At 66.2% G+C, this 26,021-nt stretch carries 21 protein-coding genes and 1 riboswitch; of the genes, 8 read left to right on the forward strand and 13 right to left on the reverse strand.

What is annotated here, in order from left to right; genetic code table 11:
- Positions 1-90 precede the first annotated feature (90 nt).
- Together MRBLMD1_RS06355 and MRBLMD1_RS06360 are read left to right on the forward strand one after the other, a co-directional pair.
- Positions 91-408 (forward strand): hypothetical protein, encoded by a 318-nt coding sequence (locus MRBLMD1_RS06355; RefSeq protein WP_307490799.1) that lies wholly within the window; start codon positions 91-93, stop codon positions 406-408.
- A gap of 2 nt (positions 409-410) precedes the next feature.
- A complete protein-coding gene (locus MRBLMD1_RS06360) occupies positions 411-977 on the forward strand; it encodes a hypothetical protein (RefSeq protein WP_159634979.1) in 567 nt (188 codons plus the stop codon).
- Here MRBLMD1_RS06360 and MRBLMD1_RS06365 read toward each other — a convergent pair.
- The 6 genes from MRBLMD1_RS06365 to rpsF all read right to left on the reverse strand — a co-directional run bounded on the left by MRBLMD1_RS06365 (position 974) and on the right by rpsF (position 4,424).
- Positions 974-1,600 carry an FMN reductase gene (locus MRBLMD1_RS06365; RefSeq protein ID WP_364398282.1) on the reverse strand — a complete coding sequence of 209 codons (627 nt, stop codon included), beginning with the start codon at positions 1,598-1,600 and terminating at the stop codon, positions 974-976. The genes MRBLMD1_RS06360 and MRBLMD1_RS06365 overlap by 4 nt on opposite strands.
- A 105-nt stretch (positions 1,601-1,705) precedes the next feature.
- Entirely contained in the window at positions 1,706-2,554 is an 849-nt protein-coding gene (locus MRBLMD1_RS06370; protein WP_364398284.1) for a PhzF family phenazine biosynthesis protein, read from the reverse strand.
- Between the two features lie 81 nt (positions 2,555-2,635).
- The gene (gene rplI / locus MRBLMD1_RS06375) at positions 2,636-3,088 is read right to left on the reverse strand and encodes a 50S ribosomal protein L9 (RefSeq protein ID WP_018769834.1); all 453 of its coding nucleotides are present in this window, start codon (positions 3,086-3,088) and stop codon (positions 2,636-2,638) included.
- A gap of 17 nt (positions 3,089-3,105) precedes the next feature.
- Positions 3,106-3,345, reverse strand: coding sequence for a 30S ribosomal protein S18 (gene rpsR, locus MRBLMD1_RS06380; RefSeq protein ID WP_003800144.1), 240 nt, complete (start codon positions 3,343-3,345; stop codon positions 3,106-3,108).
- Positions 3,346-3,470: 125 nt separating this feature from the next.
- Positions 3,471-4,046 carry a single-stranded DNA-binding protein gene (locus MRBLMD1_RS06385; protein ID WP_141158852.1) on the reverse strand — a complete coding sequence of 192 codons (576 nt, stop codon included), beginning with the start codon at positions 4,044-4,046 and terminating at the stop codon, positions 3,471-3,473.
- Between the two features lie 72 nt (positions 4,047-4,118).
- Complete coding sequence (rpsF, locus tag MRBLMD1_RS06390; RefSeq protein WP_015939036.1) at positions 4,119-4,424, reverse strand: 30S ribosomal protein S6; 306 nt, start codon at positions 4,422-4,424, stop codon at positions 4,119-4,121.
- Positions 4,425-4,811: 387 nt separating this feature from the next.
- Positions 4,812-4,963: riboswitch (cyclic di-AMP (ydaO/yuaA leader) on the forward strand.
- A 3-nt stretch (positions 4,964-4,966) separates the two neighbouring features.
- Between rpsF and MRBLMD1_RS06395 the strand changes: the two genes are divergently transcribed.
- From MRBLMD1_RS06395 to MRBLMD1_RS06405, 3 genes are all read left to right on the forward strand, one after another.
- Positions 4,967-6,070: a glycoside hydrolase family 16 protein gene (locus MRBLMD1_RS06395; protein ID WP_364398288.1), complete on the forward strand. Its 1,104-nt coding sequence runs from the start codon at positions 4,967-4,969 to the stop codon at positions 6,068-6,070.
- A 121-nt stretch (positions 6,071-6,191) separates the two neighbouring features.
- The gene (locus tag MRBLMD1_RS06400) at positions 6,192-7,385 is read left to right on the forward strand and encodes a glycosyltransferase (RefSeq protein WP_364398290.1); all 1,194 of its coding nucleotides are present in this window, start codon (positions 6,192-6,194) and stop codon (positions 7,383-7,385) included.
- A complete protein-coding gene (locus MRBLMD1_RS06405) occupies positions 7,382-8,869 on the forward strand; it encodes an oligosaccharide flippase family protein (RefSeq protein ID WP_275181687.1) in 1,488 nt (495 codons plus the stop codon). The genes MRBLMD1_RS06400 and MRBLMD1_RS06405 overlap by 4 nt, the downstream gene beginning before the upstream one ends.
- 12 nt (positions 8,870-8,881) lie before the next feature.
- On the opposite strand, the gene MRBLMD1_RS06410 is transcribed toward MRBLMD1_RS06405, so the two are convergent.
- From MRBLMD1_RS06410 to MRBLMD1_RS06440, 7 genes are all read right to left on the reverse strand, one after another.
- On the reverse strand, positions 8,882-9,895 hold the full coding sequence (locus MRBLMD1_RS06410; protein WP_364398293.1) for an aminoglycoside phosphotransferase family protein: 1,014 nt from the start codon (positions 9,893-9,895) through the stop codon (positions 8,882-8,884).
- Positions 9,892-11,868, reverse strand: coding sequence for a dTMP kinase (locus tag MRBLMD1_RS06415; protein WP_364398295.1), 1,977 nt, complete (start codon positions 11,866-11,868; stop codon positions 9,892-9,894). The genes MRBLMD1_RS06410 and MRBLMD1_RS06415 overlap by 4 nt, the downstream gene beginning before the upstream one ends.
- A gap of 50 nt (positions 11,869-11,918) precedes the next feature.
- Positions 11,919-12,722, reverse strand: coding sequence for a glycoside hydrolase family 16 protein (locus MRBLMD1_RS06420; RefSeq protein ID WP_364398297.1), 804 nt, complete (start codon positions 12,720-12,722; stop codon positions 11,919-11,921).
- A gap of 7 nt (positions 12,723-12,729) precedes the next feature.
- Positions 12,730-14,943 carry a hypothetical protein gene (locus MRBLMD1_RS06425; RefSeq protein ID WP_364398299.1) on the reverse strand — a complete coding sequence of 738 codons (2,214 nt, stop codon included), beginning with the start codon at positions 14,941-14,943 and terminating at the stop codon, positions 12,730-12,732.
- Positions 14,944-15,018: 75 nt separating this feature from the next.
- Positions 15,019-16,320, reverse strand: a complete 1,302-nt coding sequence (locus MRBLMD1_RS06430) for a glycosyltransferase (protein ID WP_364398301.1) — start codon at positions 16,318-16,320, stop codon at positions 15,019-15,021.
- The gene (locus MRBLMD1_RS06435; protein WP_201302369.1) at positions 16,317-17,321 is read right to left on the reverse strand and encodes a glycosyltransferase family 2 protein; all 1,005 of its coding nucleotides are present in this window, start codon (positions 17,319-17,321) and stop codon (positions 16,317-16,319) included. Before MRBLMD1_RS06435 ends, MRBLMD1_RS06430 begins: the two co-directional genes overlap by 4 nt.
- Positions 17,314-18,129 (reverse strand): glycosyltransferase family 2 protein, encoded by an 816-nt coding sequence (locus tag MRBLMD1_RS06440; RefSeq protein ID WP_236560671.1) that lies wholly within the window; start codon positions 18,127-18,129, stop codon positions 17,314-17,316. The genes MRBLMD1_RS06435 and MRBLMD1_RS06440 overlap by 8 nt, the downstream gene beginning before the upstream one ends.
- Positions 18,130-18,646: 517 nt before the next feature.
- On the opposite strand from MRBLMD1_RS06440, the gene MRBLMD1_RS06445 reads away from it, so the two are divergent.
- The 3 genes from MRBLMD1_RS06445 to MRBLMD1_RS06455 all read left to right on the forward strand — a co-directional run bounded on the left by MRBLMD1_RS06445 (position 18,647) and on the right by MRBLMD1_RS06455 (position 26,014).
- Positions 18,647-20,890 (forward strand): PKD domain-containing protein, encoded by a 2,244-nt coding sequence (locus MRBLMD1_RS06445; RefSeq protein ID WP_275966692.1) that lies wholly within the window; start codon positions 18,647-18,649, stop codon positions 20,888-20,890.
- Between the two features lie 693 nt (positions 20,891-21,583).
- Complete coding sequence (locus MRBLMD1_RS06450) at positions 21,584-24,271, forward strand: helix-turn-helix transcriptional regulator (protein WP_364398304.1); 2,688 nt, start codon at positions 21,584-21,586, stop codon at positions 24,269-24,271.
- 150 nt (positions 24,272-24,421) lie between these two features.
- Positions 24,422-26,014: a sugar transferase gene (locus tag MRBLMD1_RS06455; protein WP_364398306.1), complete on the forward strand. Its 1,593-nt coding sequence runs from the start codon at positions 24,422-24,424 to the stop codon at positions 26,012-26,014.
- The last annotated feature ends 7 nt before the right edge of the window (positions 26,015-26,021 follow it).

Below are 26,021 nucleotides of genomic sequence, written 5' to 3' on the forward strand. Positions count from 1 at the left end.
TGCCGGAAGTTTGACTGCCGCGCGCCCGGCCCTGTATGCGCACACGTGAATATTGCTGTGGATAAACCCAATCTGGATTAAGCTCTACGTATGGGCGATCTCCTGCTGGTGCTGTTGCCGGCGATAGCTTTAGTGGCGCTCATCTGGGGCATTGCCACCGCACTGCGGCCGCGTGATGCGGGAACGTCGGAAGCCGACAAATACCAGCGCGAGCTTGCCGAGCGCTCGGCACGCCATTACGCAGCCCAGGTCCAGGCTGCCACCGCTGCCAGGGCCCGCCTGGCGGCGGCTACCCACCCCAGCCAGAACGCCCAGCAGCACAACCAGCAGCAGGAATATATCCGGGCGGGTGGCCAGCAAAGCAACCGCACCTGGCAACGGCCAGGAAGTACAAAGAACGGCTCATGAAAATGGAATCCCTTGTGGCCCCGGTCCTCATCCTGCTCGCGGTGATTGCGGGGGTCCTGGTGGCATACAGCGCCGCCCGTAGGCGCAAAGCAGCGCGCGGCGCCGCCCCGTCCCAGCCCGCCGCCACACCCCAGGAACTGGCCCGGACAGCTGCCGGGCGCCTGACGGAGGAACAGCACCGGCGGATCTACGCCCTGATCGCACAGGGCCAGGCCATGGCCGCCATCAAGCTCTACTACGAGGTCACCGGTGAAGGGCTGCGGGCGTCACGCGATGCGGTGGGCGCGTTGGCGGCCCACCCCCAGCCCTACGTGGGCAAGGAGCCCGCACAGGTCATCGAAGAGGACGACGACGAGCCGCAGCGGTTCCCGTACCGCTACCGGGCGATCGCCAGCAAAGGCGACGTGACCCGGGAAGTGAGCAGCAACATGCTCAATGACGAGATCTACGGAAGGATCCGCACGCTGGCCCGGAGCGGCGACACCGAGGCGGCGGCCACGGCGCTGACGCGGCACTCCGATATCTCGCTCAAGCAGGCACGGGAATTCATCGCGCTGCTGGACGACTAGCGGGATCCGGAAATACCGGCCAGCAACTGCTCGAACGGGAGGGATTCCAGCGGGGCGGACTTCCGGCCCGGCTGAAGCCCCTCCAGCAGGCGGGTGAACTCCCCGGCAGCACGTTCGATCCGGTCCGCGAGGGATGCCCCGCCTTCCTCGGCGGTTCCCCAGTCCTGGGGCCCAGCGAAGACGCCGGTGGCCGTAATGCGCGTCCGAAGGTAGCTGAACAGGGGCCGAAGAGCGTAGTCCAGGACCATCTGGTGCCGGTCCGTTCCACCGGTGGCGCCCAGCAGGACGGCCTTGCCATCCAGCGACTTGGGATCCAGGACGTCGATGAAGGACTTGAAGAGGCCACTGTAGGAGGCGCTGAAGACCGGGGTCACGGCTATGATTCCGTCCGATGCCTCCACACCCGCGATGACGTCCGCCAGCCTCGGGGCGGCGTAGCCGGTGACGAAGTTGTTGGCGATGTCCACCGCAAGGTCGCGGAGCTCGACGACGTCCACGGCCACCTGATAGCCGCGTGCCTCAAGCTGCCTCGTGGCGGCCGCTGAAAGCTGGTCGGCCAGCAGCCGGCTCGATGAGGGGACGCCAAGTCCTGCGGAGAGGACGGTGATGCGGCGGGTTTCCATGGCATTCTCCTGGTGCTCGTTCAAATCATTATACATGCGTTTGCATCTATACCGTTGAACTGCCGCAGGTGGCGGAGTATTCCCGGAGGTTCTGCGGGACCCTGATCAGAGCAGGACGGTTCCCTGGATGCACGTGGTCGATTCGCCGCCCACCCAGATGTCCCCGCCCTCAGCGCTCACATGGATCCGCCCGGCCCGGCCCAGCACGGTCCCCTGCGAGGCCACATACTGCTCCGGCGCCCTGCCGGTTCCCATCAGCCATTGGGCTGCACCGGCATTGAAGCTGCCGGTGACGGGGTCCTCCGCCATCGCGTCACCGGGCAGGAACGTGCGCACCTCAAAGTCGGCGCCGGCGCCCGGAGCGTGCGGACCTATGACGCCGATCTTCAGGTCGCCCATGGCTGCGTGGTCCGGCTCCAGGGCCAACACCTGCCCGGCGGACTCCAGCAGGACACCGATCCTTTCCGGCCCGTTCACCAGCCAGCACGCGTCGACGATGTCGCCGGGGGCCACCCGCAGCGCCGCTGCCAGCTGCCGGCGGACGGACTCCTCCACGGGGCCGGATCGCGTCAGGGGCGGCGCGGCGAAAGCCAGCCTCCCGCCGTCGCGCTTGATCCGGACAAGCCCCGCCGCGCATTCCTGCACCACGCAGCCGTCGGACTTCGGCACCCCTCCGCTTTCCAGCCACGTATGGGCAGAGCCCAGAGTCGGGTGGCCCGCAAACGGGAACTCCTCGCTCCCGGTGAAAATCCTGACCCGGTAATCGGCGCGGGGATCCCGGGGAGGCAACAGGAAGGTGGTTTCCGAGAGGTTGGTCCAGTTGGCGAAATGCTGCATGGTCGCCGCGTCCAGGCCTTGGGCATCAAGCACGACGGCGAGCGGATTGCCACGGTAGGCCAGGCCGGCGAACACATCCACTTGGTGGAAGGGGCGGGGGCGGGGGTTCGGGTTCACCGGAGCAGGCTACCACCGCACAAACGAAAGACCCCCGCCGCCGGAGTCCGGCGACGGGGGTCGTGACGTGGAGTGGGGAAATTACTTTCCTGCCACCACGTCCAGTTCGATCACAGCGGCAACGTCAGCGTGGAGGCGGACGTTGGCCTGGTAGGAACCGACCGACTTGATGTGTGCGGGCAGTTCAACCTTGCGCTTGTCGATCTTGCCAAGGCCAGCGGCCTCAACAGCGTCGGCGACGTCGCCCTGCTTGACGGTGCCGAACAGGCGGCCGGACTCGCCGGCCTTGACGACCAGCTTGACCGGCTTGGCGGACAGTGCAGCGGCCTGCTTCTGAGCATCTTCCAGGGAAGCGTGCTCGCGGGCGGCGCGGGCAGCCTTGATGGACTCAACCTGCTTCTCGCCACCCTTCGACCAGGTCAGGGCGAAGTTGCGGGGCAGCAGGTAGTTACGTGCGTAACCGTCCTTGACCTCGACAACATCGCCGGCAGCACCGAGACCGGTGACTTCGTGGGTCAGAATGAGCTTTGCCATGTTAGTTAATCCCTTCCTTAGCCGCGGCCAGCGCCGGAGTAAGGCAGCAGAGCAACTTCGCGGGCGTTCTTGATTGCCTGGGCGATCTTGCGCTGTTCCTGCACCGTGACGCCAGTGACGCGACGGGCGCGGATCTTTCCGCGGTCGGAGATGAACTTGCGCAGCAATGCTACGTCCTTGTAGTCGATGACAGTGATGTCAGCGGCCTTCAAGGGGTTGGACTTTGGTTTGGGCTTACGGAGTTCAGCCTTAGCCATCGTGGAGCTCCTATTCTAGGGAGCCCGTGGATATTGATCCACGGGATGGTGGTGGTCCGACGGCGGCAGTGCCTTGGGTGCGTGGCGCACCCGGGCAGTCCCGGCGCCGGGCCGTTATTTGGGTTTTAGAAGGGAGGTTCGGAATCGGGGCCGTTGCCCCAGCCGCCTGCGTTGGAGACACCGGGCGTAGCCCAGGGATCGTCCTGTGCAGCCTGCTGGTTGCCGCCGCCCCAGCCTCCACCGGAGTTGCCGCCCTGGTTTCCACCAGAGTTGCCTCCTCCGAAGCCACCGCCGCTGTTGCCGCCGCCGAAGCCGCCGCCACCCTGTCCGCCGGAGCGCTGGGTGCGGTTGACCTTGGCATTGGCGTAGCGCAGGCTGGGGCCGATTTCGTCGACCTCAAGCTCGATAACGGTGCGCTTTTCGCCTTCTTTTGTTTCGTAGGAACGGCTCTTCAGGCGGCCGGTCACGATGACGCGCATGCCCTTGGTCAGGGATTCGGCGACGTTCTCGGCTGCTTCACGCCATACGGCAGCGCGGAGGAACAGGGTTTCCCCGTCCTTCCACTCGTTGGACTGGCGATCAAAGGTGCGGGGGGTGGAAGCGATGGTGAAGTTCGCTACTGCCGAACCTGACGGTGTGAACCGCAATTCCGGGTCATTGGTGAGGTTACCGATGACCGTAATGGTGGTCTCGCCTGCCATCTACTGCCTCCTTGTTCGATCCTGGGTGAAGAGTGCGTTTCCTGCGGGGTAAAGAATGAAGACGGTGCTGAATTACTCAGCAACAACCTTCTGCTCTTCGGGGCGGGTGATCTTGGTGCGCATGATGGTCTCGTTAAGAGACAGCTGGCGGTCAAGTTCCTTGGCGGTCTCCGGCTTGGCGGTGAAGTTCACCACGGCGTAGATACCTTCGGACTTCTTCTTGATGTCGTAAGCCAGACGGCGACGGCCCCAGATGTCAACCTTTTCGATGGTTCCACCATCGTTGGTGATGACGTTCAGGAACTTCTGAAGCGACGGCTCAACGGTACGCTCTTCGACCTCGGGGTCGATGATTACCATCAATTCGTAAGGACGCATATGTGAACCCACCTCCTTTGGGCTAAGCGGTTACGGCATTTCCGTAACAGGAGGTTCATTTGCGATTCCATGCAATGCCTTGCCGCCGGAACGGAGGCAGGACGCAGCACAGACTTCAATATCTTAGTGCATTTGGACCCGATAGGCGATTCGCGCTTGACCCAAGGCTAGCCCCGGTGGAGGTGGGCAGCAGCCGCAGGTTCAGCCATGTGGAAAACCCTGCCGTCACTGGCGCCCATACCAATGCACTTTGCCGACAGGGGAGCGCCACGCCAACGCAGTGAGGTCCGTTACCTAATTGTGATTCGCAGACCCTTTTCGTGTACGGTCGTCCGGGGGCCGCCCCCAGCCGGCTCCAGTCCCGGATGCCGCCCAACTCTGCCGCGTCCGTGATTATCACCAGATTCCAGGCAGAGGCGGGGGACCCAAGCGTCCCGGGCACGGCAACGCGCCTGCCCTTGGGGTGAAGCCGCAGCACGCGGCCGAATGCCCTCATTCGAACCCGACAGCTAACTCCGCAGGCGACGAGAGGTAGCATCCCCATGCCCGCACCCCGCAAAGGCAGCGCCAAACGAGCGCACCGTTATCAAAATGAGACAGATCACGCCCGGACATCCCCGGCCTTCAAGTCCGGTGCTCCGGCCCGGGCGCGCCGCCGCTGGCCCCTTGCCGCCGGTCTTGCCGCAGCACTCCTCGGAGCAGGTTCCCTTGGCCTGGGCCTGACCCACGGTGACGGAACCGCTGACGTGGCGCGGGTGGCGAGTGCAGAGGATGCCGGCAGCGCCGCACCCACCCAAACTCCGGACATTCCGGTCCCCGCTCCAACGCCAGTCCCGGCAGTCGAGGCCGCTCCTGCCGCCCCTCCTTCGCCGGCAGAGGCACCGGCACCTGCCCCCGCAGCAGTACCGGCACCCGCTGCCCCTGCCCCTCCCTCCGAAGCACCCATCGCTGTGGCGCCGGCGGCGGCACAGCTGGCCAGCACCGGGACGCCTGCGCCCGCCGGGGTCCCGGGGAACTGGACCATGACCTTCGCCGACGAGTTCAACGGGGCCGGACTGGACACCGCGAAGTGGTCCAGCTGCTGGTTCTCCCCCGGTTGCGGAACGATGAACAAGGTCTCCACCAGCCCGGCGAACGTCTCCGTGGCCAACGGGAACCTGGCCCTGGGGCTCAGCTCATCCACCTCCGGCGGACTGGTATCCACTAACCCGAAGGGCGGGGCGGGGACCGGCTTCCAGTTCACCACCGGCTACGTCGAGGCCAGGATCAAGTTCCCGGGCAACGCCAACGGCCTCTACAACTGGCCTGCCTTCTGGACCACCGGACAGTCGTGGCCGGCCACCGGCGAGAATGACATCGCCGAGGTCCTGCAGGCCAAAATGACCGTGAACTACCACTCCGGTTCCGGCTCCCACAACCAGGGCGGCGTGGGCGGCAACTGGGCCAACGAGTACCACACCTTTGGCCTGCACCGGATGGCAAATTCGTCGGACGTGTACTTCGACGGCGTCAAGGTCAAGTCCTACCCCACCGACGACGGAAATGCCCCGCAGTACATCGTGCTGAATGTCGGCGCCTCCTCCACGAACCCGGCCTACGGCGCGCCGTCCCAGATGATGGTGGACTACGTGCGCGCCTGGCAGTAGCAGCCCACGCACCCAGGTGAAAGGGCGACGGCGGGACCTCCCGCCGTCGCCCTTTTTTGGCTTCCCTCAAGGTTGCCTAAAGCAACCCTCCGGGGACGATGTGATCCAGTACACTCTTGCAATGAAGCTCCTGTACGTGACGGAAAGCGTGCCCAACCGGGATCCGGAACTGGGGGATGGAAGCTCGATGATCCCGTACGAAGTGATCCTGCACCTCCCCCCTGGCGTTGCCGTCACGCTGCTGACTTTCTCGGGTCCTGTTCCGGTTCCGGCAGAGATCAGGAACCGCTGCGATACCGTGTACGAACTGGCCCCGCGCGAAGAACTTTCGGCCTTTGCCCGCTCCATGGGCGGCCTCACCGGATTAGGAAAACACCGGCGGTCCACCCCGTCCGCCCGCGCCGCCGCGGCCCGGTTGTCCGCAAGCCGGGACGCCACCCTGATCCATGGCCCCCATGCCCTCTTCCTGTCCCACTGCGTCACCGGTCCCCTGGTGCTGCAGACAGTGGACCCTTGGTCCATCCGGGCCGGCATGGACACCGCCATCGCCCGTACCTTCCGGCCCGCCTACCGGCTGCGCGAACAATTGGCAGCCCGAGCTGAACGTCAGCTGCCGCCCCGGGCCAGGCTCCTGACCGTCGGATCCCAGGACGCAGCGGCCTGGTCCGCCACGCTGGGCAGGCCGGTCACGAGCATCCCCAACGGCACGGCGGTGGCCACCGGTCCCCGCCGGGAGCGGAAAGCCCCCGTGGTGTGCTTCGCGGGCAGCCTGAACTACGCGCCGAACGTGGACAGCGCCACGGTACTGGTCAACAGGATCGCGCCGCTGGTGTGGCGGGAGGTCCCGGACGCCCGCTTCGTCATCGCAGGGCGGCGCCCCACACCGGCGGTTCAGGCGCTGGCCGGACCCCGGGTGGATATCCTGGCCAACGTGCCTTCCATCCTGGATGTGTTCCAGGGCGCGGATGTGGCGGTTTTCCCGGACGAACACGGCGTGGGTATCCGGAACTCCGTACTGGAGGCCCTCGCCGCGGGGCTGCCCGTGGTGGCCACGCCGGTGGCGGCGAGGGAACTTCCCGCACATCCGCTGCTGGCCGTTCGGGACAGCCAGGACACCCTTGTCCGCGAGGTGGTGGAGCACCTCACCGCCCCCAAGCAACCGCCCGGGCCTTCCCACGGCGCTGCCGGAACGGCCGCCGCAGGCGCAGTCCGCACCTGGGACACCGTGGCAGGCGAATACCTGGCGGAAGTCCGTGCGGCCATGGCCGGTTCATCCCCGGCGGGGGAGCTTACCCGGACGAACAGGCAACCATGACGTACGCGCCGGGGGAACTGGAGCGGAAGGGAGTCCGGGGAGCCCTGTGGCAGGGGCTGGCCTTCGCCTCGGGCAGGGTGATCGTGCTGGTGACCACGGTGGTCCTGGCACGGCTGCTCTCACCTGAGGAATACGGCCTCGTCGCCTTGGCGCTGGTGCTGATGGCCTACGCCGAGACCATCGCCGATGCCGGGGTGGGTCAGGCGTTGGTCTACCTGCCCAAGACACCGGTCATCGCCAGGTCGGCGCTGCTGCTTTCCGTTGCCCTGGGCGCAGTGCTGGCCGTGGCGGCCCTGCTCGCTGCTGACGCGGTGGAGGACCTTCTTGGGCTGGACGGCGTGGCCCCGCTGGTGCAGGTCCTTGGCGTTTCGGTGCTTGCCACGGCCTGCGGTGCCGTCCCGGAAGCCATCATGCGCCGGGACCTGAAGTTCAGGCAGCTCACGGCGGCTCCTGTACTGCGCGCCGCAACCATGGGAACGGTGACCCTCTACCTGGCCTTCACCGGCCACGGCGCCTGGTCACTCGCCGTCGGAACGGCTGCCGGGTCGGTCGCCTATGCCGCCACCTGCTGGTTCCTGGTCCGCCGCGAGGCGCCCTGGCAAATCTGGCGCGTGAGCAAAAGCGCCATCGGGGAAAATGTCCGCTTCGGCGCCCCCGTCGCCGGCAGCACCATGCTTGCCCGGGCGATCTTCGACGTCGACTACCTGGTCATCGGCATTGTGCTGGGCGCACACGCCCTGGGTCTCTACACCCTCGCCTTCCGGCTGCCGGAGGCCCTGATCCTGAACGTGTTCTTTGTGCTGTCCACCGTCCTGTTTCCCCTGTACACACAGGTCCGGGGCGACCGGCAGCGGCTGCGGGACGGCTACCTGAAGAGTGTCACCGTGCAGGCGCTCTACGGCATCACGGCAGGTGTGGGCCTGGCCGTGGTGGCGCCCGTCCTGGTCCCGGTCCTTTTCGGGCAGCAATGGGAGGAGTCGGTGACCCCCCTGGTATTCCTGGCCCTGTACGCAGCCGCCCGCTCCTTGGGCGCCGGGGCCAATGACGTCTACAAGGCGATGGGCCGGCCCGGTCTTTCCATCTGGATCTCCGTGGTCCGCCTGGTGGTCCTCCTCCCGGCCCTGGTCTTTGCCACCCAGTGGGGCATCGTGGGGGTCGCCTGCGCCCAGATGGTGGTGGCCGTGGTCTTCGCGTTCGGCATGCAGGCAGTAGCCGCCAAGGTCATGGGGACAAGGATGCGCCGGATGATGCGGGCCGCCGCTCCGGGCCTGGTGTGCGGCGCCGCGGTGGGCCTGGTGGGCCTGGTCAACCTGGCACGGCATGCCCTGGGACCGGTCCCCACGCTGGCTGTCATGGTGGTGGCCGGAGTGGGCGCGGTGTACGCGGTGCTGCGGTTCGGCTACCGGGACCTGCACGACGAGATCCTGGGCCTTTTCCGGCGCAACCACGAAAACCCGGGAGCGGCGGAAAGCCGGACCTCCTAGCGGGTGGCCGCCCTACGCGGCTTCCACAACATGGCGCCACAACCAGAAGTCCCTGTCCGCCTGGAGGGCGGCCCGGACTTTCCCGTTTCCCTGCGTCGGATCAGCCTCCGCCTCCTGCGCCAGCCGGTCGGCGAGCGTGGCGGTGGACCGCGCCCACGTGGCGATGACCAGCAGCGGGAGGAGTGAGTGGTCCACTCCCCTCATGCCAAGGTGGCGGGAAAGCGGCTCCAGCGCCCAGCCGCCCTTGCCGAAGGCTTTGTCAAAGGCCGCCATCTGGGCCTCCCGGGCGAACGCCTGTTCACTGGATTCGCTCAAGTACTGGAGGTAGAACACCAGGTCGTGCCCGGGTACTCCATCCGTGAGCGAGCGTTCCCAGTCCATGACCTGCAGGGCGCCGCCGGGTTTAACAAGGAGGTTCGGATGGCTCAGGTCGCCGTGTTCGATGACCGCGGGCAGTTGCGAGCGGCGCAGCGGGGCAAGGAGTTCGTGCGTGCGCCCAACGAGTTCGTTCGTCCGGGCATCCGGGCCGGCCAATCCTTCCAGGGCCGCCAACGGCGCGGCGACTGCGCGCTGGTACCAGTCCACGTTGCCGGCGGCGGGCTGGGTGCAGGGAAGTGCCCCCACGAACGCGGCCCCGGTGGCGACGGCGGCAGGAAGGTCCGCTGCCACCGTCCTGGGATCGAGCGGCAGGCCGGTCAGCGCGGTTTCGACCAGCACCGTGTACGGTCCCACGTCCCGGATTCCCACCAGTCGTGGAACACCGGCGCCTGAGTCGCGGACGGCGGCGGAGAGCTGGGCCAGCATGGCCGCCTCACGGCGGACGCCGCTGTTGTCCCCGGGCTGCCGCGGCACCTTCACCACCAGGGCAGGTTCGCTGTGCCGGGAGGGGAACACCAGGGCCACCACGTGCCGGGAGGTTGCGAACCGCGGGGTCAGCAGCAGCGTCTCCCATTGTTTGCCCAGGCCGTACTGGTCCAGGGAGAACTCGTCGAAGTGGTCCCGCAGGAACTGGTCTATGAAGCTCATTGCGCCGCGTTCCTCTCCGGAAGCCGCCCGGTGACGGTGCCCTCGGGGACCAGGAGGTCGAAGACGTGCAGTGCCAAGGCCATGTGCACCGCAGCCGCTTTGAGGGCCCCGAAGCGCACATCCTTGCGCAGGGCCAGGGTGTCCCGGATGGATACGCCGGACCGCACCGGAACCAGCCGGGCCGTCCGCTCCCGGTTGGGGGCGTTCCAGTACAAGGCAACGTCCTGGTACCCCCGGCGTTCCAGCGTCCGCTTCCACCCTCGCAGCGTCCGGGGTCCGGAACGCCGGAGCAGGGACCGGCTGGCCTCCACGCAGATCCAGCCTCCCGGCTCCAGTGCCAAGCCTGCGCTTTCGATCTGGCCGGGGCCCGGAGAGGCCAGCAGCACCACGTCGCACGTCCGGCCGCGCGGCCCGGTGTCCGGCTCGTCCAGCCGCACAGCCTGCGGGTCCAGCAGGCGCAGCGCCGATTCTGTTTCCGCACTCACCCTTCCGGCGAAGCCCAGGGTGCGCGGCTGCAGGACCGGAAGCAGGAACCGCCAGTCAAGGAGCCGCCACAGGTGCAGGGACAGGGCCTCGCCGGCGACGGTTTCCGCCGCGGCCGGGCTCTGGGAAGAGGGGCCGACGGCGGTGGTGCGGTGCGGGGCGCGTCCTGCGGTGGTTGCCCTCCCGGCAGCCGGGGAGCACGTGTCCCAGATGATGCCGGTAGCCACCCGCTGCACGGCCTCCACGGGCTGGGCCGCATCAACCACCCGGCTGCCGGGGAGCCGGCCCGCCAGCTGGAGGTAGTCGTTCCGCCAGGATTCCAGGAGCTCCGGGCTGTGTTCACCTTTCCGCTCGAACATCACCGCGCCGGGAACATCAAGCACCAGGAGCACGTCCGGGGCAGGGATGACGGCCAGGGCCAGGGCGTTGCTGATCCGTGCCAGGGGACCGCCGCCGGGGCCGGCCAGCAGCGCGTCGTACGCCACGCGGTCCATCAGCACCACCTTGCCCATGCGGCGGTAGAACCTGGCCAGGATTCCGCCACGGACCAGCCGGTACACCTTCTTGGCCGTCCTTCCGCCCGGAATCCGGTTGAGCACAGCATCAAAAGGCCCCGCGCCCCACAGGCCCATGTATACGTATTTGGTGGGCAGCGGCACGTCGGCGTGGAGTCTGTTCAGCAGGGTGGTCTTTCCCGCTCCGTCCGGAGCCATGACGCCCAGCAAAGGAGTATGCCCCCGGAGCCGGGCGCCCGAGCGCCTCAGTGTCCGTCTGACCGCTTCCATGAACGCAGGGTTCGCCCCGCCACTCCAGGACGCCCTCATCCGCGAGGCCATCGCGGGAGCATCCCCGAACCGGCCGGCGAGGACCAGGTTCAACATGTCGGTTGCCAGCCCCGCACCCACCCTGCGCCGGACCGACTCCGCAATCCTGCCGCCGTCGGCCGCCACCCTGGCAGCCGCCCGCGCAGCCTCCTGCCGCGCCGGCGTGATTCCACCCTTGTCCATGAACAGATGCAGCAGCAGCAGCCAGGCCTGGTCCGCGGCGTCGGGCATCCAGTAGGAGCCATGCCGGATCCTTCGGCGCAGGCAGCGGGGCGCCCACGGGGTGCGCCACTGCTGGCAGGAGCCGAACGCCAGGTCGGAGACGACGTCAAGTTTGATCCAGGCTCCGTCGCCGGGTGAGTAGCTGAAGTAGAACCTGTGGCTGCCGTGTCCCCATGCAAGGACCCTGCAGAACCCTGCTGCCGCCATCACGTCGTCGAGCCGGGAAAGGAGGTGCTTGTCCACGAGGATGTCCACGTCCCCCGCGGGCAGGGCCAGATCGTCCTCGCCGCGGAGCAGGAGCCACGGCAACCCTGTCCCGTCGAGGGTGTCGAAGACCGCTTCCACCCGGGGGTGGATCTGTTGCCTTCCGGCGACGTCGGGCTCCGTCAGGGCACCCGGGTGACCCAGCTCTTCGGGAACCGGAAGGTCACTGGTGATTTCCATGGTGCAATCCCCCAAATCGTCCTAAACCGCTGTCGCGGCGCTTGGTTCGTTCACGGCGTGTAGGCATACTGGGCCACCCAATCAACCTGCAGGTGCCCTGCCGTGCCGGCGGCCGGAAAGGTTGCTTTGGCGTCATCGGCGGTCTCCGCCTGAAGGGTCCAGCGCATGGGCGTGTTCGGCACACCCTTGGGTTTGGTTGTCTGGTCCACCAGCCCGCCGTCCAGGAACCACCGGACCAGGCCGGGGCTCCATTCGATGGTGGCAACATGCCACTGGCCTGCGCGGGAGTCCGAGTACTTCCTGTCGGCGGGGTCGAACTCCATCCCGTCGGTCGTGCGGGTCCCTTTGATGGCGGAGTTCCCGTAGAGGGATCCGTCCAGGGCTCCTTCCGGCCAGTCGATCTCCCCTTCGTTCCAGTCGTCGCTGGCCGGCCAGAGAAGGAACGCGATCTTGTAGCCCGGGATGGAATCGTACCGGAACCTCACCGAGTACCTTCCGTACGTCTGGCCGGTGTAGCCGAACGGAATGACGCTGGCCACCCGCGGCCTGCTGTCCGAGTAGTGCAGGTAGAAATCGAGGTAGCCGTCATGGACCGAAAGGACATCGTCGGGCGTGTACGTGCCAAAGCCCGATGAGTCGGAAAAACCGGAATACCCACGGATGTCCGGCCCGTACACCTGGCCCACGGCCCCCAGCGGGGCCGGGACGTCGAAGTCCTGGACCATGGTCTGCCGCCAGGACGGCAGATCCCCTTTCGGGGCCCCGGTAACCTTCGAGGAATCCGCGTGCAGGGCCAGCAGCGCCGCCCCTACGATGGACAACGACGTTACCGTGACGAGCGACAGCTGGTACACCCGTCCGCTACTTTCCCCAGTCAGCACGTGAAACCTCGTAGATCCGCACCGACTTGTTCTCAAACACCAGCTCGGTGCCCCTGGCCACGTTCAGGTCATGCTCGAGCGGGACCAGGACATCCTTGGGGAACTGGCGTGGAACGCCGGTGGATGTGCGCTGCTGCAGGTCCGATACCACCACGAAGACCCGGTCCGAGGGGCGCAGCCTGGCTGCTGCCCTGGTCTTGTCAACGTAGGCCAGCATGTCATCCCCGGTGAACGGCTGGGCGGTGTTGTGCAGCTTCGACGCAACCGAAACAAGCTGCCCGGTGCGGAGGTAGAAGGCGTAGTGCGAGCCGACCAGCAGCGGCAGGTGGTAGTTCGTTTCCACCACTGCATCGCCCCGGCCGACGTTGGAGTCGAGCCAGCGGCTGGCCGATACGTCTGCGGCCGGTACCCGGACGTTGGCTTCATTCTGGAAGTACACGGCCGTGAACAGCACGGCCATGACCGAGATGGCCGAGGTTGCGCCTACGACGGCCTTCCTGCCCGGGAGTTTCCCGGACCAGAAGAGCCAGGCCGCGCCGATGGCGAGCCACGGAAGGGCGAACATGAAGACGCGGAGCCTGCCCTCGCCGCCGTAGGACGTGCCGAAGAGGCCAATGATGGGGGTTGCCGCAAGCGTTCCCACGATCAGGGTGGTGCGGACGTTGCCCCGGAGGATGTTGCGGATGAACCCCAACCCGGCAAGCAGGGCGGTGAACAGGGACAACGCCAGGGCTTCGCGTGCCAGCCACCTTCCGGAGAGGAGGGACGGTCCCGGTGCGCCGCTGGAGGCTTTGTAGCCGGCGTTGGCGAGGAAATCGAAGCCGTTGAGCAGGCCGTACTTGTCCTTGACGAACTCGGCGTTGGGAAGGAGGTAGAGCAGGGCCATCAGGAGCAGCGCGGGCGCTACCCAGGCCGGCTTGAAGTAGCGGGCCAGGAAGAGGGGGAAGAGCCCCAGGATGGCCAGGTACGGGGTCAGCTGGTGGCTCATCACAATCATTGCCTGCAGGACCAGGACTGCGGCGATGGCCAGTGCCTGCTGGCGGCCGCTGTAGGTCCTGACCTCCTCCGGCTTGGGGGCCTCTTTTGAGAAACGGCCGGACAGCCGCTCCTCAAGCCTGAGCACCCAGGGGGCCGGGTTGCCGCGAAGGTAGGTGAGGATCAGCAGGCACATTGTCAGGTGCAGCGTGTAGGCGAAGGCCTGCGGCGAGTAATAGTTTTGGTTCAGCCAGTTGGAGAGGGCGAAAACCAGCGCACTCGTCCAGTAGATCCGCGGGTTCTTTGTCAGGGCCCGGGCGATGGCAAGCACCAGGGCGACGTTTATCAGCGCGAATACCGGCTCGGCCCATCCGGCGTAGGCCATGGCGTCCTTGTAGCCGCTGGATTCACCCAGGAACGCGCTGAACAGGAAGAAGCCGGGCCAGCGGTTGTAGATGTCGATGTCCGGGTCAAACTGGCCGGTGGTCTGGATCAAGTCGGTGACGGCTATGTGCTTGTAGGTCCAGGGCAGCCGCGGGACGTTGGCCAGCAGCCCGGCGGAAGAATAAAGGATGACCACCAGGCCCGTGATCGAGGCACCGGTAAGCCACCCGGAGTGCTCGCTCTGCCGGACGATGCTCCAGATGCAGAGTGCCACCACGACGGCCAGCGCCAAGTACCAGGTGACAGGGAAGGCGGCAAGCAGGCCCAGGTCGCCGAGGTGGGGGTTTGTGAGCCCTAGTGTGGCGGCCCACGTGACCATGGAGGCCAGGAGAACCAGCCAGGGTGCATAGGTTTTGAGCTCCGGACGTGGCAGCCGGGTTGCGGCGGCCCGGGGGCTGGGTGGCCCCGGCACCAGGAGGGCGGCCGCGGAGGCCAGCATGATGCCGACGGCGGAGGGCCGGGGATTCCAGAGCTGGAGCCACCCCATGACGGCGGCGGCCAGGGCAAGTGCCGTGGCGCCGGCGACGACGGTGAAGATCAGGCGGGCCACCGGGTCCACATTCCGGACCCACCGCACCAGTGCCCAGCCCGGAATGAGGAGGCACACCAGGAGTTTGGCGCCCGCAATGGACTCGCCCCCGACGTCGAACAGGATCAGGACCGCCGTCACGGCACCGAGCAGTGCCAGGACGTAATCGGAATACCCTGGCCTGCGCCGGCGTGAAGGGCGGGAGTTCATCGGGCCGGACACGTCACCCCTGATGAGAAGCGCCATACTGTTTCAACTCCTGGATTGCTTGCCGCCGGTGGAGCGACCCTCCGCCAACGGCCCCGACTGTGGACTGTTGTCTTAGCTGCCCGCGGCAGCCCTGCGCGATTGCAGATATTTGTAGGGGCCCAGGGCCACAGCCAGAAGCTGCAGCCAGACGAGCCGGTCGACCTGGGCCTCCAGCGAACTGTGGATCGGCGGCCCCTGGAGCGCCGGCTGGCCGGCCTGTTGGCGCCGGTTCAGGAACTCGAGTCCAACGCCCCAGCTCCTGGCCAGGGCCAGCCTCGCGGTACGGGGGTCCATCATCACCTTCGTCATCCAGGCCCCGAGGCCGTTGCCGTAGCCCCGCGCCTGTACCCGCAGGTCTTCGAGGCCGTCCCGGTGTCGGTGCCAGACAATGGCGGCCGGCTGGACCACCAAAGCGTGCCCCGCGAGGATGACCCGGGTGAACATGTCGATGTCTTCCCCGCCGCCCGTGGGAGTTCCCACCCCCAGGGCGGGATCGAACCCGCCGAGGCGAAGTGCCGGCTGGCGCCTGAGGGCGAAATTGGCTCCCGTACCGAAAGCACCGGGGCTGAACGGGAACTTGGGGAGCGCCGCGGGCGGGTTGGCGAGCGAGTAGACCTGCGGAACCAGGCTCCGTGACCAGCTGACCTTCGAATCGAAATAGCCCTGGGTGGGGGTGCGGAGCTCTCCCGCGGGAACCAGCCCCGTAACGCAGGCAGCCCCGGGAACGGCTTCGAAGGCGGCGGCGATCTCCCGCAGCCAGGACCTGTCCACCACCACGTCGTCATCGGTGAAGGCTACGACGTCTCCCCTGGCGTGCCGAAGGCCGGTGTTCCTGGCGTGGGAGAGGCCCGGAACGGGTTCGGTCACCAGCCGGACCCGCTGGTCCCTGAACTCGCGCCGGACCAGTTCTTCAGTGGCTTGCGTGGCGGGGGCGTTGTCCACCACCACCACGTCAAAGTGCGGGTAGTCCAGGGCAAGGATGGTCAGGAGCGCACCCCGCAACTGCAGGGTGCGGTCCCTGGTGCACACCACCACCGTGATGTGCGGGGTGGTCACCGCCGGCGGGAACGATGCGACTGGCGGCAGGGCCGCCAGGGCGTCCTCGAAGACAGTCCGATCCACGATTCCCGCCGGCGACGGCACGTCGACAAATCCCCGCACAGCCCCCGACGCACGCACCAGCAGCCGTGCCCGCTCGTATCCAGCATGGTTCTCCAGTTCAAAGCGCGAACAGTCCGCGAGGTCTTCCAGGTCCACCGACCCGATCCACCGCGCCCCCGGCCAGGCCGGCGGCAACAGCGACTCCATGGCGGGCACCAGGATCAGCGCCTCGCCCTGGAGATCCTCAAGCACTTGGCCGGCACCTTCGCTCATTGCACTTCCCTCCACTGTGCCCCGGCCGGGACCAGGACCACGTCCTCTTCCTCCGGGCCCGTCCAATGCTGAAGCCGGCGCCCCTGGAAGTACCCGGCCGCGGTGCAGGCCAGGACCGCGATGACCGCGCCGGCACGGCCCAGCCCGTCGGGACTGCCATCGCGCCCCCACGACTTCAGGCCGGTGAACACGGCGCGCGGGAGCACGCTGCGGACGTAGCGGCGTTCCGGGCCGAGTGCCCGTTTGTGGCCCACCAACTGGCTGACCTGGGCTTTGGACAATCCCTCGGCCCAGGACCGGGACATCATGTAGCGCCATGTCCCACGGGATGCGGGAACATGATGGTGTACCAGCGCCGCGGGTTCATAGACGATCCGCGAACCCGGCAAACCCATCCGGGAGCGGATGCAGATTTCGGTCTCCTCGCATCCCAGTGGCAGCGTGCCTTTGCGGCCCAGCGACTGGTTGAAGCCGCCCACCTGGCGCAGCACCTCAAGCCGGAAGGACATGTTGGCGCCGATCACGTTGCGGACTTCCGAAGCGACGCGGGGCAGGCCGCGATGGCTGCAGCCCACAATCCAGTCCAGTTCCTCCGCGAAGTACCCCGGGCGGCCGGATTCCCACAGCGGGACCACCTTCCCGCCCACACCCAGGACATCCGGATCGTCGTACAGCGCAACCAGGCGTTCGAGCCAGTCCGGCGCCGCCTCGGCGTCGTCATCAAGGAAGGCGACGATGTCCGATTCGGCGAGCCCCACGCCCGTGTTGCGGGCCCCTGACAACCCGGGCAGGCCTTCGCTCTCAACCACCGTGACGTCGTCGACGATCTCGATGAGCCGCTCGTAGAGGTCCTCGTTGTGGTCGATGACCACCAGCACCTGGTCCGGGGCAAGCGTCTGGTTGCGGACTGATTCGATGACGTCGAGCAGCATTCCCCACCGCTCGGAGGTATACGCGCAGATCACCACTGTCACGGACAGTGGCTTGATGCGGTCAAGCATGCCGGCTCACCGCCGCGACGAGGGTGTCATGCTGTTTTACGGCCGGGGCGAGGACGCTGTGCGGATCCACCGGAAGCCGTGGGAAGTGGACGTTGGAGTAGGTGTACTTCACGCGGCGGAGCGCCTCCGGGCGGGCACCTGCCGTGGGTGCCTCCCACAGGGTGCATTCCCGGGCCAGCGTGTGCAGCACCCGCCACCCGTCGCGGAACGTCTGGAGGTTGGATGCTCCCGAAATCCGGTCGAGCTCAAGGCTGGGAACCTCGGCGATCCTCAGCCCGCCCTTGGCGGCCCTGACGATAAGTTCCGTCTCGATCTCGAAGCCGTCCGACTGCAGCTCCAGCACCTGCAGGCATTCCCGGCGGAAGGCGATGTACCCGTAGCAAAGGTCCGAGTAGTTGCTGTGCAGTACAGCATTAGCGAGTCCGGTCAGCGCCCGGTTGCCGGCCTTCCGCAGCCGGGTCAGGTCTTCCGACCCGCCGCCGGTGACGTGCCGGGAGCCCTTCACGAAATCAAAATCGTGCTGGAGGGGTGCAACGAACCAACCAATCTCCTGGGGGTCCATGCTCCCGTCCGCGTCCAGCATCACGATGATGTCCCCCTTGGCGGCGTTGAAGCCGGCGCGGAGGGCCACACCCTTCCCTTTGCGGGTTTCATTGACCACCACCACGTCCGGGCGGAGGGCCTTGGCCACTTCAACAGTCTTGTCCTGCGAGCGGCCGTCGACGATGATCACCTCATCGACGTAAGAGGGCATCCGGCGGAGAACCCAGGGGAGGTTCTTTTCCTCGTTCAGGGTGGGAATGACCACGCTGATTGAGGCTTGTGGAAATAAATGTCCCGGCTCGGAAAAGAGAGCTGGAAGTTGGGGGGAAATCGACAATTGCCTCACCACTTCATGACAGTTCGGATTCTTGACAAGGCCGCCGGCCGTTATGGCGGTGGCACTAACGCTTCATCCGGTCATGGTCTGGTCGCTGACCCCCCAGCAAACCGTCGCCAATCCTCTGGCCGTTCCGGAAGACTACCCCCTACCTAATGCGGGTATCACGAGTAGTAGGTACTCACTTTTTACCTGGGGTTTACCCCCTGTTAGGCAAGTAAAGGGCTTGGGGGAGGCCGAAAAGATTAGGTATAGGGGGAACCGGGGTGCCGGGAAAACGTTAGGTAGGGGGATGGGAGAAACCCCTATTTAGGTATGGCACTTGCATTGCCCCAGCTCCTGTCCGGGCATACGCTTCTCGGTACTTGGGGGCTGAGAGCTCTTTGTGACTGGGCCAAACGGGCAGACGTTCCCCGAATTCTTCCTATGCCCCAGGAGTTCCCTTATGAAGCTCAGACGCAGACACTTTTTCAGCCGGACAGGCCAGGCCCTTGCCGTTGCAATGGTTCTGGCGGCCTCCATCCTCGGTTTGCCCGGTACGGCCTTAGCCGATCCCGTCTATGGCACGCAGAGCATTGCGTATTCAGGGGTGTCCAATCCGCCGACGTCGGACAAGCCGCAAAGCAAGCTGTGGTGGAATGACGGATCGTGGTGGGCCGACATGTGGAAGTCCGGCACCGGATGGAGCATCTACCGGCTGGACCGGGCCTCCAACAGCTGGGTGGACACCGGGGTGGTCAATGACACCAGGGGAAGCACCTTGGCGGACACCATGTGGGACGGGTCCCACCTCTACATTGCCTCCCACGTGGTGACCATCACCGGCGATGGAACACCCAAGCCGTCACTTTCCAACTCCCCGGCCAAGCTCTACCGGTACAGCTACGCCGGCGGCAAATACACGCTCGACAGCGGATTCCCCACCACCATCACCAACAATTCCAGTGAATCCATGACGATCGATAAGGACACCACCGGCCGGGTCTGGGCGACCTGGACGCAGGTGGCCGGAAACTCTACGTCGGGATACACCAACACCGTGTACATGAACGCCGCCACCAACAGCGGCGCCTCCTGGGGGACCCCCTTCGTCCTTCCCGTCAGCAACCCGAACCCCGCTCCGGATGACATCTCCGCGGTGGTGGCCTTCGGCAACGGGCAAGTAGGTGTCATGTGGAGTGACCACAAGGCCGACACCGTCTGGTGGGCCACGCACAAGGATTCAGATGCTGCCAACTCCTCCTGGAAACTGCAGCCGGCCCTGCGCGGCAACGGCCAGTCCGATGACCACCTGAACCTCAAAACGCTGCAGGCGGACACCACCGGCAGGGTCTTCGCGGCGGTCAAGACGAGCCTGAATGACATCTCCAGCGACAAGACGCTGCCGCAGCTGATCCTCCTGGTCTTCAAGCCCGGCACCGGAGCATTCACGCAGTCCACGATTGCCAAGACCGGCGACTGCGTCTCGCGGCCGCAAATCATCCTGGACACCCAGAACAACCTGGTGCGGGCGTTCCACACGGCACCGCCAACGTCGGTTTCCGGTTGTGCCTACTCCGGCGTCGCGGGAAGCATCTATGAGAAGACCGCGTCCATGGACAATCCCGTCTTCGGTTCCGGCCGCGGCACGCCCATCATGCAGGCAGCCTCGTCGTCGAACATCAATGACGTGACCACCAGCAAGCAGAGCGTGAACAACACCACCGGACTGGTGGTCATGGCCAGCGACAACGTGGCAAAGCGCTACTGGTTCTCGGACCGGTCGCTCGGCGGCACCCCGCCGCCCGCAGGCCAGGCTCCGGTAGCGTCATTCACCGCCAACCCGACGTCGGGTGCCGCGCCCCTGAATGTGGCCTTTACTGATACGTCCACCAATGCACCCACCTCGTGGGCATGGACCTTCGGCGACGGCGGCACGTCCACAGCACAGAACCCCAGCCACTCGTACACGACGGCCGGGACCTACACCGCCAAACTCACGGCGACCAATGCAACGGGATCGTCGTCGGCGACGGCCACCATCACCGTCGGCTCGGCACCACCGCCGGCAACCGGCGGCATTACCGTGGTGAGTTCCAGCACCTCCAACTCCGGGACTGCCGTGACCACTGCGTCATTGACGGTTCCTGCCGGTACCGCGGCGGGTGACGTCCTGGTCGCCTCCATCACCACGGACCTCAACCCGAACCTGACCGCCCCTGCCGGCTGGACGGCAATGGTCAATGCAAAATCCATCAACAGCACCTCGACCTCCGGTGCACGGGCGTTCGCGTACTACAAGGTGGTGGGTGCCTCGGATCCGGGAACGTACAGCTGGACGCTCAGTTCGGCGGCCAAGTGGGGTGGCGGCATCACCGCCTACCGCGGCGTCAACAACACCACGCCCCTGGACAGCCCGGTGGTGACCGCCGCTGACACCAGCTACTCGGCCACCAGCATCACGGTGGGCAGCATCACCACGGCCAGCAACGGCGCGATGCTGATTGGCGGGGTGGCCTGCGACTGCAGCGCACCCGTGGTCACCGCCCCGTCGGGCTGGACCGAACGCTGGGAGGCAGCGGCTGGGCAGATCGCCGAGCAGGCGGACAAACCGCAGGCAACGGCGGGGGCCAGCGGAACGGCCACGTGGACCCTGAGTGCCGCACGGGCTGTTGCCGCCTGGCGGACCGCCCTCAAGCCGGCGGCCTAGTGGAACCCATAACTGAATAGACAACTGAATGAATAACTGAACAAGGAGCGGCTCCGGCCCGCCGGCATGGCGGACCGGGGCCTATCCCCTTCTAAACACGGGAATTCGAAGTTATTTGCAATACCGCCGTTTGTGCCGCGACTTTAGTGGTCATCCGTGTCCGGCTAAAAATGAAAGTCTTCGCAAAGTCTTCCTGCGACCATTTCAAAAAATTGCCGTTCAGCATCCGCTTTGTGGGAGGAATTCCGCGCGTCAATCTTGAATTAAAGCTACGGGCGGGCCACAAAACCGAGCCCCTGAACGGGCTCCAACCGGCTTCCATGTTCCCCGCACCGGGAAAGGGCAGTACGGAACAATGCGGCAGCGGCTGCCGTGCGGGGCCGCCCAGTTGGCAAACTCCGACCTGCGTCCGGGCATTGAACCTATCCAGGGCGTACGCGAGAGAGCATAGCCCTCCTGTTCCGGCTTGGCGAGGGACTTTCGTCCCGGGTCATGGTCCTGAATAACTGGACTGCAATCTTGAGCAAGTCGGAGATGAAATCTTGATGGAATTCAGCAGGTAACAAGCTGGTGCCAATGTTCGTTTCGGCACTATATTCGCATTGTCGGCTCAACCCGCGCTGGGGAGCGTGGGTCGGCATCGAATTGGTCAGTTCAAGAATGCGGTCTCCTTCTTCGACGAATGGGGACACCATGGCGCTTATCGGGCGGAGCAAAGAACTGGACCGCGTGCTTTCCGTGGTCCGGGGGCCCAAGGAAAGCACTCTGGCAGTCATCGGCCGGAAGGGCACGGGCAAGTCCGCACTCTTGTCCGAGATTCCCACCCTGGCGGATTACCGTACCGTGTTCCTGACCGCCAGCGCCGCTGAATCCGATTGGCCTTTGTCCGGGTTGACTGCCCTCCTGAACGGCATGGACGATCCCGTCCTGAACCGGATCGCAGATGAACTCCTCCGGGACACGGCCGGTGCCTTGAGCGTCCCCGCCGTGTCCAGCATGCTGCTCGAGGGCCTGCACCAGCGCTCGTCATCACGGACCATCATCGTGATTGATGACGCAGACCAACTGGATCCCGGCAGCCAGGCAGTCCTTGGGTTCCTCGCGCGGCGCCTGGCCGGCACGGACATCGTCCTGTTCGTCAGTTTGCGGGAGGATCTCCCGGAGGGCCCCTTCAGCGGCCTTCCCGGTCTGCTGCTCGCTCCGCTGAGCTACAGCGACACGGTGCGGATGCTGGAAAGCGTGCCCACGAAACGGACCACGACGGCGGCCGCCCACGCGGTTGCCGCAGCCACGTGCGGCAACCCGCTTGCCGCCGTCGAACTCTATGACCGGCTCATTGAACGTCATGCTGAGGGCAAGTACGCGCTGCCCGTCCCGCTGCCCTCCAGCGGCAGCTTTGACGCAGAGTACGCGGCGCTGGTGGGCTCGCTGACACCTGGCGCGCGGAACGTCCTGGACCTGCTTGCGCTGTCCTGCCGCAGCGACATCTCCACTATCGAGAAGATCGACCGCGACGTATGGACAAGTGTGGATGAACTGCTGACCGCGGGACTGGTGAAACGGACCGGACCGCACCTGGGCATCGGCGACCAATTGCTCCGCGGTTACGTATTCACGGCCATGACCCCCGCGGTCCGCACCGCCAACCACCGCGCCCTTGCAGAAGCAGCCGCCGACACGGACCCCTATGCCCGGCGCTGGCACCTCAGCTTTACGGCACTGGAGCGCCAGACGCCTTTCCAGCTGCTCCGCCATGCTGTGGACCTGATCCGGGGCGGGGAGGTTTCCTTTGCCGTGGAGTACATCGAGCGCGCCCTCACCGTCAATCCGTGGGAAGCGGAGACGGCGGCCCGGCTCACGAGCGTGGCCGAACTGCTGTTCAACCGCGGTGAATTCGTGTATGCGCGGCGCTACCTGGAATGGGCGCAGCGGGTAACGCGCAATCCCGCCCTGATCCTGCGGCTGACCGGCTTGTCATTCGAGATCCAGTTTGCCCAGGGAGCCTCCGTCCGCTCGAGCATGGTGTTGCGTCTCGTCAAGGAATTCGGACAGCACGATCCGGCCTATGCCGCCAGCCTGCTGGCCATCGGGGCCCTCTACTATGCCGAGCGGTGGGAGCTGAAGGACGCCGCCGAGCTTCTCCACTTCGCCGGCGGATTCCAGGGGTCGGCGTCCGCCCAGTGCCTGGCCCTGGCCGACCGGGCCAAGGTCCTGATCGAATCCGTCAGCGGTGACACCGCAAACCTTGGGCGCAAGTACGATCAAACCGGGGCCACCCGCACAGCCGGCATCCTGGTGCAGGGGCGCGCGCTCACGTACGCGGAGCACTACGAGAGTGCCCATGAAGCGTTTGCCATGCTCCGCAGCTCCGCCGAGCCAGCCCACATCAACTGGCGGGAAACCGCAGCCCTCATGGCGGTGGACAACGAAATCCGCGCAGGGAATGTGCGCGCTGCCGTCAAGCTGATCGATGACCTCGAGCTTTCCGAGCCTGAAATCAAATACCACCGCGGGATGCGGTACTACTTCCGGGTGTGGCGCGCCTACGCCCTGGGCGATGCTGCACGGGCCCAGGTCTGCGCCGTCGAGGCCCAGCGCTACGCAGGGGCCGAAAGCCACCCGGCCATCATGGCCCAACTCGCCGCTTGCCAGGGCCACTTCGCCCTTCTGCGCGGGGACCTGGCAGAGTCTGTTGCCCAGTTGTCCCGGGCCGCCGAGATCGGCATGAAGTTTGGCAGCCCCACCCTGCTGCGCTGTGAGGCCGACCTGGTGGAGGTATTGATCCGCCTGAACCGGCACCGTGAAGCCACCCAGGCACTCCTGCGCCTTGAAAGCCGCTCCGTGGGTCTGCGCTCCCCCTGGCTGATGATGGTGGTGGCCCGCAGCCGCGCGATGCTGGCGGACGGCGAGCGGTCACTGCAGCTCTTCTGCCAGGCACTGGAGGGCAGGAACGGTCACACGCTTGAGCGGGCCAGGACGCTGATGTGCTACGCGGAGCGGCTGCATGCCTTTGGCCGGCTGCGGGAGGCGCGTGATGCGCTCCTGCGGGCGAAGGTGATGTTCGATGAGGCCGGCGCAGACGCATGGACCCAGCATGTGGATGCCCTCCTGCTGGACGAACGCGTGGAGCCCGTCCACCCGCAGGGCAATCCGGCCATGCTGATGCTCGCAGACCATGAGCGGGTCCTCGCGAAAATGGTGGCCCGGGGCATGCGCAACAAGGAGATCGCCGGGACGTTGTATGTGTCCGTGCGTACGGTCGAAGTGCGCCTCACGGCGATCTACCGCAAGCTCGGTGTCGAGTCCCGGGCACAGCTGACGGCACTCGCTACGGATAAGGGCTCGGCGGCCACGGAGCCGTACGTCCTGCCTGTTTTGTAGGAAAACCCCTGGATTTGCGGTAACCGCAGTTTCCACAGCCTTCCCCTGCAAGAGCCACAAAGGCCTTGCCCATCCCCTCAATACCCGGCCGTCTGCGGCTAACTTTGCTTCACGGCCAGAGGACAGGCGGCTACGCCGGAAAGGGTGACCATGGCAGAAATACCAGTAGCCAGGACCCAGCGCGCAGCGTTCGACTGGCCTGTTTCCCCCGCTGCTGCACAGCGGGCGGGAACAGGGCAGCAGGCGGCAGGGGAAAGCGCAGGAACCCGCTTTCCCCTGCCGTCGGCGGCCCGAACCTCCTTGGCAGTGAAAGTCCGGACCAGGAAGGCAACCGCGGCCTGGATTTCCACGCATATCAATCTTCTGAGGTGCACGGACGCCGCAGTGGTGATGGCCGCCGCCTACGCCGGCTTCCTCCTTTCGGAAGCAGGATTTTCGCCGGAGGGACCCAGGGACGGCGGAGCGGCTGCCGCGGCCGCGGCATTGACCGTTGCCTGGTTGGGCGCACTTGAGCTCTACCACAGCAGGGACCTCAAGGTGCTGGGCATCGGGGCCGATGAGTACAAGCGCGTGGCCTCGGCGACACTGCACATCTTCGGCCTCATGGCCCTCGCCGCGGTGGTGTTCTCCATCCACGGCGCCAGCGCGTTCGTGACCGTGTCCCTCCCGCTGGGCCTGGCGGCCCTGACGGTGAACCGCCACCTGTTCCGCCGCCGGCTCACCGCCGAGAAGGCAAAAGGCCGCCACCTCTCGCGCGCCGTAGTGGTGGGCGAACCGGAAGATGTCCGCTATGTGGTTCAGCAGGTCCGCAAGTCGGGAGCTGTATACGAGATCCTGGGCGCATGCCTTCCCGGGGCACGGCGGGGAGCCGGCCTGCGGGTGGAAGACGAAACAGTGCCCGTGCTCTCCTCCACGGACGCCATTGCCAGGACAGTCCGCCTGGTCCAGGCGGACTCTGTGATCATCGCCGGTCCCCTCCCGGGCGGCAACAAGTTCATCCGCGAACTGGGCTGGAAACTCGAGGAATCGTCCACCGAGCTGATTCTCGCGGCAACCCTGACCAACGTGGCCGGGCCCCGCGTCCACTGGCGGCCCGTAGACGGCCTGCCATTGATGCACGTGGACATCCCGCAATACACCGGAGCGAAGCACGCCTTGAAGCGGGTCATGGATGTCACGGCTGCGCTTGCTGCCCTCCTGGTGCTATCACCCGTGCTCCTGCTGATCGCCTTGATCGTCCGGCTGGACAGCCCTGGTCCCGTGCTCTTCCGCCAGGACCGGATCGGCAAGGACGGCCAGGTCTTCGGAATGTTCAAGTTCCGCTCCATGGTGGTCGACGCCGAGGCGAGGCTGGCGGCCCTGAACCAGCAGAACCAGGGCGCCGGGGTGCTTTTCAAGATGAAGGACGACCCCAGGGTCACGCGCTGCGGACGCTGGATGCGGAAGTACTCACTGGATGAACTCCCCCAGCTCTGGAACGTGGTGCTGGGCGACATGAGCATGGTGGGGCCCCGGCCCCCGCTGGACCGTGAGGTCAGCGGCTATGAACGCCACACCCGCCGCCGGCTCCTGATCAAGCCGGGCATCACCGGACTGTGGCAGATCAACGGCCGCTCGGACCTCCCCTGGGAGGAAGCGGTCCGGCTGGACCTCTACTACGTCGAAAACTGGTCCCTCGCGGGCGACCTGCTGATTCTTTGGCGGACGTTCCGGGCTGTAGTCCGGCCATCGGGCGCTTACTAGCAAATCC

Origin of the sequence: Pseudarthrobacter sp. LMD1-1-1.1, from assembly GCF_040676255.1 — a bacterium.
In the GTDB taxonomy this organism is placed as follows: domain Bacteria; phylum Actinomycetota; class Actinomycetes; order Actinomycetales; family Micrococcaceae; genus Arthrobacter.